Genomic DNA, 13,156 nt, shown 5'->3' with positions numbered 1-13,156 from the left:
GTTTTTCAACTGGTACGATTTGTCCTTGCGATTGCGTACAAATGATGTAATCATTTTGTTAATTAGTCTACATACGGTCTTAATGCCATTAACTTTTGTTAATGGCTCAGGAGAATAAAAACGATGACAAACAGGCCTAGTGCATTCAAAAAAACACCTCTTGCAATTGGAATCGCAGCTCTTGTTGCGGGAACTTGTAATGTGAATGCAAAAACTTGGGAAGTCGGAGATTTCGAGATAAGCCTTGACTCCAACTTTACGATAGCAACGAGCATCCGTACGGAAAAGCGAGACCGCGACTTGATTGGTAAGAGCAATCTACCGCAGTTCGATTGGCGCGGATACAATGCTGCGACTAACGTGATTTACCCATCGGCAGATGTTTGGTCTTACACGCGTGGTGAGGGCTCATACAGCACGAACGGCGACTTAGGTAATCTTGCATTTGACCAAGGCGATGCGTTCTCAACCCAAGTTGTTGGCTTGCATGAATTAGACATCCGTAACGGTGACTTTGGTTTCTTTGCGCGTGGTTTCTATTTCTATGATTTTGAATTGCTCAATGGCAGTCGTTCATGGGAAAACAAAATTACAGGTAAAGAAGTCGACCTATGTGATGATCCAGAAGCACGCAACGAATTGTGTGCGGATATTCGTTTACTCGATGCATTTGCTTACGCGGACCTTTGGGTCGGTGACATGCCGCTATCGTTGCGGATTGGTGACCAAGTAGTGAGCTGGGGTGAAAGTACTTTCATTCAGCACGGTATCAATACTACCAACCCTGTCGACGTACCGCGTGCACGAGCGCCTGGTGCAGAACTTAAAGAAGTATTTATTCCGGTAGGGATGATTTTCGCGTCTTTAGGTGTAACCGAGAACTTAAGCCTTTCTGCTTACTATCAATATGAGTGGGAGAAAAGCTTATTACCAGTCGCTGGAAGTTACTTCGCGACTAATGACTTTGCCGGTGAAGGCGGTCAGGAAAATAATATTCAATTAGGCTTTACGGGTAACCCCGATATCGATTTAGATCACTTATTGACTGAAATGAATCGCTTAAGTGACGCGTTAAAAGCTGGCGCAAGTCCTGCCGATGTAAGTGGTGCTTTGTTGGCTTACAGTACTAAAGTTGGTGTTCGTGGTTGGAGCGATAATGCGCATGACGATGCTGATGACCAAGGGCAATACGGGATCAAAATCGGTTACTTCGCAGAAGAGTTAAATGGCACAGAGTTTGGCTTGTACCACATCAACTACCACAGCCAACGCCCATTGATTAATGGTATTGCGTCTGATTTTACACAAGCGGGTATTGGTCGTGACTTGGCGTTCCTAGCTACGGCTGAAGAAATCAACCGATTCAATATTACTGAGCTGAATACGTTCGCAGAAGCGCGCTTTGTCTATCCTGAAGATATCAAGCTTTATGGTTTCAGTTTCAATACGAACGTGGGAACAACAGCGCTTGCGGGTGAAATTGCTTATCGTCAGGATGAGCCGTTGCAGATGGATGACGTTGAGCTGCTTTACGCAGCAATGCCTGAGCAGCTGGCTGCGGCTGGTTTACGTCCTGACTTGGCGGGTATCTCACAGTATAGTAATACTGGTAGAACCGTTGTACCAGGCGGTGTTGTTGATGGTGTGTTGTTCTCTGACACAATCCAAGCGCAGATGACAGCATCACATGTTTTCGGTCCAGTTCTTGGTACTGATAACTTTATCTTATTGGGTGAAGTCGGTGTGGTTAATATTCAAGATTTCCCTGATCCGAATGTTATTCGCCTTGAGACTCCAGGAACAGCCCGTACACCTTCACTTGAACCGACTACTTTCCCTGATGGTAGCGTAAACAATCGTGAAGGTTTGCATATTGGTTTATCCGACGGTCCTGAAACCAATGATTTCGCGACGTCAACCGCATGGGGTTATCGTTTATTAGCAGTAGCTGACCATAACAATGTGTTCTCTGGTGTTAATTTACGTACCCGAGTAACGTTCTCTCATGACGTAAACGGTACTACACCGAATCCTTTATTCTTATTCACTGAAGACGTTAAGTCAGCGAATGTAAGCTTTACTTTCGACTACTTAAGTCGTTGGTCATTTACCGCTGCATATAACGCGTTCTGGGATGGTTCAGGTACTGCCAATCCATTGTCTGATCGTGACTTTGTGTCTTTCAATATTAAGTACGCAATCTAGGAAGAAGTATGATGATGAAAAAATTTGGAATGCTGGCAGCCGCAATGGCTTTAGCGCTATCGAGTCAAGCTGCGCTAGCCAAAGTTAGTGCTGACGAAGCAGCGAAATTAGGCGCTTCTTTAACTCCGTTAGGTGCTGAAAAAGCAGGCAATGCTGATGGCTCAATTCCTGCGTGGGATGGTGGTATTACAACTGCACCTGCTGGTTTTGTTCCAGGCGGCTTCCATATCGATCCGTTCCCTGAAGATAAGCCATTATTTGAAATTACCGCGGCAAACTATCAAGAGTATGCTGACCTTCTGAGTGAAGGCCAGAAGAAAATGTTTGCAACTTACCCGGAAACTTACCGTATGCCGGTATATCAAACACGTCGCACCGCATCTAATCCGCAAGCGATTTATGACGCAACTAAAGCAAACGCAACGCGCGCAGAGCTTCTTGACGGTGGTAATGGGCTTAAAGGCGCCGCAATTGGGATTCCTTTTCCAATTCCACAAGACGGTTTAGAAGCAATCTGGAATCACATTCTGCGTTATCGTGGGGAAGCGGTTGCTCGTTTTGGTGGTCAGGCGGCAGTTACTGCCAGTGGTGACTATAACGTCATCGGTTTTGACGAAGAGTTATTGATTAACTACGCGCGTCCGGGTGTTACTCCGGAAGAGTTACTCGAACAAAACATCTTGTTTATGTTTAAGCAACAAGTGACCAAACCTGCGCGTTTGGCGGGTACTGCATTGTTAGTCCATGAGACGGTTGATCAAATTAAAGAGCCTCGTAAGGCTTGGACATACAACACGGGGCAACGCCGTGTGCGCTTAGCGCCAAATATTGCCTACGATACTCCAGGAACTGCAGCTGATGGCCTACGTACCACTGATGACTTCGATATGTTCAACGGTTCACCAAACCGTTATAACTGGGAGTTAAAGGGTAAGCAGGAGATGTATATTGCGTACAACAACTACAAACTGCACAGTGATAAATCTAGCTATGCGGATATCTTAACGCCAAATCACGTTAATCCTGATTTAACTCGTTTTGAGAAGCACCGCGTGTGGGTCGTTGAGGCGACATTGAAGCCTGAATTCCGCCATGTATATCAGAAGCGTGTGTTCTTTATTGATGAAGACAGCTGGCAGATCCATGTTGCTGATATGTATGATAATCGTGGCGAACTTTATCGCGTCGGGTTAGCATATGGTGTAAATTATTATGATGTTCCGACACATTGGTCTACGCTTGATGTATACCATGACCTTAACTCGCGTCGTTACTTAGCCATAGGATTGGATAATGAAGAAAAAATGTATGATTTCACCATCCGTCCAGATGAAAAAGAGTTTACGGCTTCGGCACTGCGTCGCGAAGGTAAGCGTTAATAATCGTGCAAACTAGAGCGGTTGGTGCTATTTCGGTAGCACCAACCGCTTTTTTTTATAAGTGGTTGATTATGATAAGAAAACGTTTTGTTCTTTTGGCTAGTTGTGTGCTGCAAGTCAGCATCTTTTCGCAGGCTGATACTTTTAAGGCTCCTCTTGTAGAAAATTCGTTGTTACTTGATGCTGCCAGTAAACAGTTCTCTGTTGTGGTTGGCGAGCGTGGACATGTATTAGTTTCCGCAGCGCAAAGCAGTGAATATGAGCAAGTTTCTTTACCATTAGCAACAACACTAACCTCAGTTGACATTGCCAGTGATGGCATCTTCGTTGCAGGCCATGATGCAACCATCATGTACACGCCTGACAAAGGAAGTACATGGACGATACAACTCAATGAGCCCGAGTTAGAACGTCCTATCCTAGATATTCTTTTTTTCACTCCTCAGGAAGGGATTGCGGTTGGCGCCTACGGTTTGTTTTATCGCACAACCAATGGTGGCGAAAGTTGGCAGTCTGAACAGCATGCAACGTTATTAAACCCGCTGGATATTGAGTATCTCGAAGAAATTCGTGCCGAGGACGAGGCATTTTATGTTCAAGAACTGAATTCAATTTTGCCTCACATAAATCGAGTCTATGAATTTAATAACAAGGTCTACGCGGCTGGCGAAATGGGCTTATTGGCCTGGAGTGACGACCGAGGGCGCTCCTGGAACCGTTACCCTTTAGACTATGCAGGTTCTTTTTTTGATATTCATCCTATGAGCGATGATTTTAAGATTGCTGCCGGATTGCGTGGTGCAGTGTATGTACTGAATGAAGATGGACAATGGCGTTCGGTTAACAGTTGTACTACTGCGACATTGAACTCAATTGTAGAAGTGAATAAGAATGAGCTACTAATTGTCGGTAATAACGGTGCCATTTTATCTGTTGACGTGCCTAAATTACGTACAAATTTAAACGCCTCTTGCGGTGACAATGGTGTTGAATATCAACAGCTAAATACCAAAAGCGCCATCGCAACAGTAGTCACTAATAATCAGCAATTTATCGCTGTTACAGCGGATGGATTGCAGCCGCTTAACCTGAAGTAGGACGCTTTATGTCGACGATCAGCCACTTTTTAGAACGCCTCGTTTTTAACAACCGGAAGGTTGTTATTGCCTTGTTTTCTTTAATCACATTAGGATTGTTGTATAGCGCTACGCAATTAAAGCTCGATGCCGGTTTTGAAAAAAATATTCCACTTAACCATGAATACATGAAGACTTACATGGAGCATCGCAAAGATTTTGGTGGTGCGAATAATATTCTGGTTTCTGTGTGTGATACGAGCGGTGATATCTTTAATACCCACTTTTTTGACACGTTAAAGAATGTTCACGACCAACTCTTTTTTATTAACGGTGTTGACCGTTCACTGGTAATTTCGCTGTTTGCGCCGTCCACTCGATTCACTGAAATCGTAGAAGGCGGATTCGCAGGCGGTCCAGTGATCCCAGCAGATTTTAATTCCAATAATCAAGAAGCATTGCAATTAGTTGCAGCCAATATTGAAAAAGCAAAAATCGTTGGGCGCCAGGTATCAGACGATTATAGCTGTGCCATGGTTACGGCCCAATTACTTGATATCGACCCTGAAACTGGGCAGCCGTTGGATACGCTGTCAATTGCGGCAGAGCTTGAAGATAAGCTTCGCGGTCAATACGAAAGTGACAAAATTTCTATCCATATTATTGGTTTCGCCAAAATGATTGGTGACGTGGCCGATGGTGCTAAGGACGTACTGTTGTTCTTTGCCATTGCCATTGTGATAACCGCATTCATGGTTTACTTCTTCTGTAAATCATTAATGCTGACATTTTTACCCTTGCTGTGTTCAATTATCGCTGTGATCTGGCAATTAGGCTTGTTGACGGTGTTAGGTTTCGGTTTGGACCCAATGTCGATATTAGTGCCATTCCTGGTCTTTGCAATCGGTGTATCTCACGGTGTGCAAATGATCAATGCAGTCGGTAAAGATGTTGTCGCTGGTTTATCGGTGTTCGAAGCCGCAAAAGATGCGTTCCGCGTACTGCTGATCCCCGGTGGCATTGCGCTGCTTTCAGATACCGTTGGTTTTATGACGTTGCTGGTGATTGATATCGGTATTATTCGTGAGCTAGCGATAACGGCCAGTATGGGAGTAGCAGTCATTATCTTCACCAACTTGGTGCTATTACCAGTCCTGATGTCGTACTTAAAACTAGACGATAATTACAAGCGCAAGTTCGCCGGCAAAGAAAATCGTTCAGAGCGCTTCTGGAATGCGGTTGCTTCGTGTTCCAAGAAAGGGACTGCGATTGTAATCGTATTAGTGACCGGTTTGTTATTTGTACTTGGCTACATCCAATCGCAAAATATGAAAATCGGCGACTTGCATGCTGGTGCTCCAGCGTTGCATGAGTACAGTCGGTACAATCAAGACACCTTTTTGATTACCGATCGCTATGAAATCACCGTTGACTACATTTCGGTTATTGTCGAAACCTTACCTGAAGCATGTACGTCTTATGAAGTGATGAATGCGATTGATGATTTCCAATGGCGGATGGAGAATGTGCCGGGCGTGCAATCAACGGTTTCTTTGGCTTCAGTAGCGAAAATCGTTAATGCTGGCTATAACGAAGGCAATATAAAATGGCAAATTTTACCGCGTAACCAGCAAACTCTTGTTCAGGCGATTTCTCGTGTTCCAACGTCGTCCGGATTACTTAATGGCGACTGTTCAGTTATGCCTGTGATTTTATTTATGCAAGATCACAAAGCAGAAACGATTTCACGAGTGGTTGATGCTGTTAAAGCCTATGGTGCTGAGTTTGAGACTGATACACTGAAGTTTAAGCTTGCATCTGGTCCAGTAGGGGTTATGGCCGCAACTAACGAAGCGGTTGATGCTGCGCAAGATCCTATGATGCTGTATGTGTTTGGTGCGGTTATTTTACTGTGCTTGCTGAGTTTCAGGTCGCTGCGCTCAACCTTGTCTGTTGTGATCCCTCTGTATGTTGTTTCAGTGTTGGCACAAGCATTAATGACACTGTTAGAAATCGGACTAACCGTATCCACATTGCCGGTAATTGCATTAGGTGTGGGGATTGGCGTCGATTACGGAATTTACATTTTATCGACAATGAGTGCGCGATTGAAGCAAGGCGCTTCAGTTGAGGACGCCTATTTAGATGCTCTGAAAGAGCGGGGAAGTGCGGTGTTATTTACCGGTATTACGCTAGCAGTTGGTGTCAGTACTTGGGTATTCTCGGCGCTGAAATTCCAAATGGACATGGGGATATTACTCACCTTCATGTTTGTGGTTAATATGCTTGGTGCCATTGTTGTGTTGCCTGCAATAGCGCGTTTGCTTTGGTTTAATCGCAGTAAGAATTGTTAGTCTAAAGGTTAGACCAGTAATTTACGCATAAATAAGTATGAAAAGGGCATAATATGCCCTTTTTTATTGCTTAATTTGAATACTTATCTAAAGTGTAAATTAATCGTTAAATTATCGCTTTTCAAAGCGTGGAGATTTAGTGAAAATAGGCGCCTAATGCGTTGTATTTAAACACGATCTCGCGATAGCGATGACAATAATAAAGGTTAACGAATGACATTCGCCACAAAGCCTCACTCTGTACTCCTCGAAAATGTATACAAAATGATCGACAAGAACGTCGATGCGGCTTTTTCTCAACTAGTTAAACAGTTTGCTCAACGCCTTTACTCTAACATGGCAGCTGATGACTTAGACGATCGCAATGACAGTGATCTCTACGGAGCTGCATTGAGTCTTTGGCATCAATTTGAGCGCTTCGATTCAGCCGAGCCAACCATCCGCGTGTTTAACCCGGAGATTGCCAAACACGGTTGGCGTAGCAGCCATACGATTGTTGAAATCATCGTAAATGATATGCCGTTTTTGGTCGATTCAGTGCGCATGGCACTTAATCGCATGGAAATTTCTGCACACTTGTTACTGCACAGTCCCATCACAATCAAGCGCGATGACAACAAGAACGTTGTAGAGTTTTTAGATAATCCGCCCAAGCGTAAAACGGCAGGCGTTATCAAACAGACCGTATTTCTTATTGAAATTGACCGACAAAATTCGCAAAGCGCCATCAAGCAATTGACTAATGAACTGCACTCCGTTGTTGATGAAGTGTCGTTAGCTGTGAATGATTGGCAACCCATGCGTGATCGCTTAGATACAGTGATAAAGCTGATTGATACCGATAAAGCAGGGATAGCCAATGCTGATGCAAAAAAACAAGCCCTAACATTTCTTGAGTGGTTGGCGGATCATAACTTTACCCTGATGGGATATCGCTATTACGAGGTAAAAGCGATTAAAGGCGACCACCGTTGGGTGCCAGAGAATTCATCGAGTCTTGGCTTGATGAAAAACTCGCAGACTGATCGAGACCGCCTGATATCAAAAATGGCGGCTAGTGCACAAAAAGCCGCGTTGAGTCAAAATCCATTCATCTTAACCAAAACCAACACTCGCTCGCGCGTGCATCGTCCAGCTCATATGGATTATGTTGGGATAAAAGAATTTAATGATAAAGGTGATGTGATTGGTGAACATCGTTTTATCGGATTATATTCTGCTTCTTTCTATAACAGTAGTGCAACGCAAATCCCTGTACTGAGAGAAAAGATTGAACGGATTTGTAGTTTGTCTGGTCTTGAGCCTGGAACGCATGCGTTTAAAGCGTTCGTCAATATTATTGAAACCTATCCGCGCGATGAGATTCTGCAAAGCACAGACGCCGAGCTTACCAATATCATACTTGGTATTTTCCAAATGCAAGAACGTGGTATTACTCGTTTGTTTATGCGTAAGGAAATCTTTGGGCGGTTTATCTCTTGTATGGTTTTCGTACCGCGGGAAAAATATAACACCCAGTTACGTAAAGAAACTCAAGCCCTGTTAAAGCAGGCTTTCGGTAGTGAGGAAGACGTAGAATTTACCACGTATTTCTCAGAATCTGTGTATGCGCGTACGCATTACATTGCGCGCGTGAAAGATAACAATGTGGAATACGATGTGAAGGAAATTGAAAATAATATTATCGAGCTTACCAAGACGTGGAATGACCGCTTGGCCAATGCAATCGTATCAGCACATGGTGAGGCCGCAGGTAAGGCGCTGCAGCAACGTTATGCAAATGCCTTTTCGCGCAGTTACACGGAATCCAATCTACCCAGTGCAGCACTTGTTGATATAGAACGGCTTGAGTTGTTATCTAATGACAATAAGCTCGACATGTTGTTCTATCGTCCGCAAGAAGAGCCATCCAATAGTGATGTAGTTAAATTAAAATTATTCCACAAAGACGAGCCTATCCATTTGTCCGACGTATTGCCGATGTTGGAAAATTTTGGTCTGCGGGTAATAGATGAAAGCCCATTTAGAGTGACCTGTGCAGAGGGTAACGTTAATTGGATCATGGATTTCAAAATGTTACACAAGCGCGTGCAAGATTTTGATATGGAAACCGCACAAGCATTATTCCAGCACGCATTTTCACAGGTTTGGAATAATCAACTAGAAGATGATGGCTTTAACCGTTTAATTCTTGGGGCGAATTTGCCGGGCCGAAATGTAACGATCCTGCGCGCTTATGCTAAATACATGAAGCAAATAGGTTCATCATTCAGTCATGATTATATTGCCAGCACGCTAGCCGCTTACCCTCTGATTGCCGAATGCTTGGTAAATTACTTTGAGCAGCAATTTAATCCAGGGATCAAACGCAATGCTAAAAAAGCAGAAACGATCCTGGCAGATATCGAAAAGCATTTAGATAATGTTTCCAACCTAGATGATGACCGGATTATTCGGCGTTATTTGGACTTGATTAAGGCAACACTACGTACCAATTTTTATCAAAAGGATCAGCAAGGTAATCCTAAGGCTTATGTGTCCTTTAAGATGCTGCCGGAAAATATTCCGGATATGCCTTTACCGTTACCGAAGTTTGAAATCTTCGTGTATTCACCTGAAGTGGAAGGTGTTCACTTGCGAGGAGGCAAGGTTGCTCGTGGTGGTCTGCGTTGGTCGGATCGTCAAGAAGACTTCAGGACAGAAATTTTAGGCTTGGTTAAAGCGCAGCAAGTTAAGAATACGGTTATTGTTCCGGTGGGAGCAAAAGGTGGTTTCGTATGCAAAAACCTACCGACTGACCAAGGCCGTCAGGCGATTTTCGAAGCCGGACAAGCGTGTTATCGAACCTTTATTCGCAGCCTGTTGGATATTACCGATAACATTGTTGACGGTAACATTGTGCACCCCAAAGATGTCGTGCGGTTGGATGAGGATGACCCCTATTTGGTTGTCGCTGCCGATAAAGGTACAGCCACCTTCTCTGATATCGCCAACGGTATTTCTGAAGAATATGGCTTTTGGTTAGGTGATGCGTTTGCCTCTGGTGGCAGCATTGGCTACGACCATAAGAAAATGGGGATCACAGCCCGCGGTGCTTGGGAATCGGTTAAGCGTCATTTCCGTGAAATAGGAATTGACTGCCAGACGACCGATTTTACCTGTATCGGCATTGGTGACATGGCAGGTGATGTGTTCGGTAACGGTATGTTGTTATCAGAGCATACACGTATTATCGCCGCGTTTAATCACATGCATATTTTCTTTGACCCTGACCCAGATGCAGCGAAAACCTATCAGGAACGTAAGCGATTATTCGAAAATCCGAGTTTGTCTTGGGATGACTATGACCGCAGTTTGATTTCAAAAGGCGGTGGTATCTTTGAGCGTTCGGCTAAATCTATCAAGTTAACACCCGAGATGAAGAAGTGGTTGGGTACACGGCAGAATGCGATGCCACCCAATGAATTAATCCATAACATTCTCAAAATGGAAGTTGATTTACTTTGGAACGGTGGAATTGGTACCTACGTTAAAGGCAGTAAGGAAAGTCATAGTGAGGTGGGTGACCGTGCAAATGATTCCTTACGCGTTAACGGTAAAGATTTACGCGTCAAAATTGTCGGCGAAGGTGGCAACCTCGGTCTTACCCAACTCGGTCGCGTCGAGTTCGCAGGCACTGGCGGTCGCGTTAATACCGACTTTATTGACAACGTGGGCGGGGTAGATTGCTCGGATAACGAAGTCAATATTAAGATCCTGCTTAATGCATTGGTTAATGACGGTGAACTTACGATTAAACAGCGTAACAAGTTGCTATATGACATGACGGATGATGTCGCCAACATCGTAATCGAAGATTGTTATCGTCAGACATTGTCAATCTCGATTACGGAGCGGGCTGGCGCGAGCTTGATCAAAGAGCAATTGCGCTTTATTCATGGTTTGGAGCGCGAAGGTTCACTCAATCGAGAATTAGAGTTTATCCCTAACGACGATGAAGTATCTGATCGTTTAGCCTCGGATCGTGGATTCACTCGTCCGGAACTATCGGTGCTGATTGCTTATGGCAAGATGGTGTTAAAAGATGAGTTGAATACACCAGAGATCACCGACAACCCGTACTACGATCGTCTGTTGCTTAACGCGTTCCCTGCAGTCTTACGCAAGAAATTCGCTAAACAAATGCAGAATCACCCGCTGCGTAGTGAGATCATTGCAACGAAATTGACCAATGAAATCGTAAACGACATGGGCCTAAACTATATGTTTAGGATCCAAGAAGAAACAGGAGCAACCGTTGCTGAAGTAGCGATTGCTTATTCAGTGGTTAAATCCATTTTTGGTATTGGTGATCTGTGGCGTGAAATAGAGCGTTTGGACAATCAAGTTCCCGCTGATGTTCAGTTGGCAATGCTAGAGCAAGCACGACGGACGATTCGCCGTGCTTCGCGCTGGTATTTGCGCCACGGCAATAAAGCGTTGGGCATTGAAGAAGCGATTGCGCAATACAGTGATGTTTATAAAGACTTGCGTGACAATCTGTCTGAATACCTTGTACCAGAAGAATATGCGCAAGTTGAACGTGCTGCGGATAAGTTGATTAAAAATGGCGTACCTGAGGCAATAGCGCGCTCAGTAGCAAGCTTCAGTAATATGTTCTGTGCGTTGGATTTGGCACAGATCGCGCAAACCGACAAGCGTGGTAACGCAGTAGCGGCTAAGCTTTACTACCAATTGGGCTCCAAGCTGGAACTGCATTGGTTCCTAGAACAGATCAACAATCAGTCCGTCAGTAACCACTGGCAGGCGCTCGCGCGCGCGTCTTACCGTGAGGAACTCGATTGGCAACAACGCTCAATTGCTAACTCGCTATTGTTAAATGCGCCAAATGAGAAGCAAGCAGAGGTTATCTTAAAACAGTGGATGGATGCCAATGAAGTGTTACTGCATCGTTGGTATCACATGATGTCTGAGTTTAAAACCAGCACAACCCATGATTTTGCGAAGTTTTCTGTCGCTTTACGTGAATTGATGCTGTTAAGCGTTAAGGCAAACCATTAAAATACCTCCATTGTGAAAAAAACGCCTCGCAATGCGAGGCGTTTTGTTATGAGGTTTGAAATACTATGTACGGACTCGTACAAACGGCATTACTCAATTGTGATCCAGAGAAGGCACACGATCTAACGATTAACTGGTTAAAGTATTCACAGTCTAATCTTTTACGTTGTACCTATTCCCAGACAGTCAATAATAAACCGGTTTCAGTTATGGGGTTGAAGTTCAAAAACCCTGTAGGTTTAGCCGCGGGTTTAGACAAAAATGGCGAATGCGTGGACGCATTTGGCGCTATGGGGTTCGGTTTTGTTGAGGTAGGCACCGTAACGCCAGTGGCACAGCCGGGCAACGATAAGCCACGTTTGTTTAGAATTCCGGAAAAGCACGCGATTATTAATCGAATGGGTTTTAACAATAAAGGTGTTGATTACCTTATTGATCGGGTTAAAGCAGCCAAATACGAAGGGATCGTCGGGATCAATATTGGCAAAAATAAACAAACGCCAGAAGAGCGAGCGTTAGACGATTATCTTATTGGATTGAATAAAGCATATCCGATTGCTGATTATATCACGGTTAATATTTCTTCTCCGAATACCCCAGGCCTGCGTAACCTCCAATATGGTGAGGCACTTGATCAACTGTTAAGTGGGTTAAAGCAACGTCAGACTGAATTAGCTGATCAATATGCTCAATATAAACCGTTAGTGGTAAAGATTGCCCCTGATCTGACGGATCCTGAAATCCGCGAAATCGCACAGGCATTGTTACGCGCCGAATTAGACGGAGTGATCGCGACTAACACCACTCTTGATCGCCAGTCTGTTGTTGGATTAACCCATGCGGATGAAGCCGGCGGTTTGTCGGGTTCAGTACTGACGGATAAAAGTTTGCATGTCACGCGGGTACTTGCTGACGTATTAGAAGGTCGGATGCCAATCATTGGTGTCGGTGGAATTGATAGCCCGCAGGCAGCTAAGGACCGACTAGCAGCTGGCGCCTCATTAGTTCAAATTTATTCTGCAATGATTTATCAAGGTCCAAAATTAATCAAAGATGTTATCAATGCACTCTAAACCCAAGT

At 44.3% G+C, this 13,156-nt stretch carries 6 protein-coding genes; all 6 read left to right on the top strand.

Annotated elements, in window-relative coordinates:
- Positions 1-123 precede the first annotated feature (123 nt).
- The 6 genes from CSH92_RS09550 to pyrD all read left to right on the top strand — a co-directional run bounded on the left by CSH92_RS09550 (position 124) and on the right by pyrD (position 13,148).
- Complete coding sequence (locus CSH92_RS09550; RefSeq protein ID WP_100657356.1) at positions 124-2,205, top strand: DUF1302 domain-containing protein; 2,082 nt, start codon at positions 124-126, stop codon at positions 2,203-2,205.
- A gap of 11 nt (positions 2,206-2,216) precedes the next feature.
- Entirely contained in the window at positions 2,217-3,584 is a 1,368-nt protein-coding gene (locus CSH92_RS09545; RefSeq protein WP_100657509.1) for a DUF1329 domain-containing protein, read from the top strand.
- A gap of 71 nt (positions 3,585-3,655) precedes the next feature.
- Complete coding sequence (locus CSH92_RS09540; protein WP_100657508.1) at positions 3,656-4,681, top strand: WD40/YVTN/BNR-like repeat-containing protein; 1,026 nt, start codon at positions 3,656-3,658, stop codon at positions 4,679-4,681.
- 8 nt (positions 4,682-4,689) lie between these two features.
- Positions 4,690-7,014 carry an efflux RND transporter permease subunit gene (locus CSH92_RS09535; RefSeq protein ID WP_100657355.1) on the top strand — a complete coding sequence of 775 codons (2,325 nt, stop codon included), beginning with the start codon at positions 4,690-4,692 and terminating at the stop codon, positions 7,012-7,014.
- Between the two features lie 213 nt (positions 7,015-7,227).
- Positions 7,228-12,075, top strand: coding sequence for an NAD-glutamate dehydrogenase (locus CSH92_RS09530; RefSeq protein ID WP_100657354.1), 4,848 nt, complete (start codon positions 7,228-7,230; stop codon positions 12,073-12,075).
- 65 nt (positions 12,076-12,140) lie between these two features.
- On the top strand, positions 12,141-13,148 hold the full coding sequence (pyrD, locus tag CSH92_RS09525; protein ID WP_100657353.1) for a quinone-dependent dihydroorotate dehydrogenase: 1,008 nt from the start codon (positions 12,141-12,143) through the stop codon (positions 13,146-13,148).
- The last annotated feature ends 8 nt before the right edge of the window (positions 13,149-13,156 follow it).

The organism is Neoalteromonas flava (assembly GCF_002807685.1).
Taxonomy (GTDB): Bacteria; Pseudomonadota; Gammaproteobacteria; order Enterobacterales; family Alteromonadaceae; genus Alteromonas_E; species Alteromonas_E flava.
Note: the sequence above shows the minus strand (reverse complement) of the source record. Positions and strands in the feature narration are given on the sequence as shown.

What these genes read in the sequence shown, in the direction of transcription:
- CSH92_RS09550 (WP_100657356.1), top strand. Translation starts at nt 124, where the DNA reads ATGACAAACAGGCCTAGTGCATTCAAAAAAACACCTCTTGCAATTGGA.
- CSH92_RS09545 (WP_100657509.1), top strand. Translation starts at nt 2,217, where the DNA reads ATGATGAAAAAATTTGGAATGCTGGCAGCCGCAATGGCTTTAGCGCTA.
- CSH92_RS09540 (WP_100657508.1), top strand. Translation starts at nt 3,656, where the DNA reads ATGATAAGAAAACGTTTTGTTCTTTTGGCTAGTTGTGTGCTGCAAGTC.
- CSH92_RS09535 (WP_100657355.1), top strand. Translation starts at nt 4,690, where the DNA reads ATGTCGACGATCAGCCACTTTTTAGAACGCCTCGTTTTTAACAACCGG.
- CSH92_RS09530 (WP_100657354.1), top strand. Translation starts at nt 7,228, where the DNA reads ATGACATTCGCCACAAAGCCTCACTCTGTACTCCTCGAAAATGTATAC.
- pyrD (WP_100657353.1), top strand. Translation starts at nt 12,141, where the DNA reads ATGTACGGACTCGTACAAACGGCATTACTCAATTGTGATCCAGAGAAG.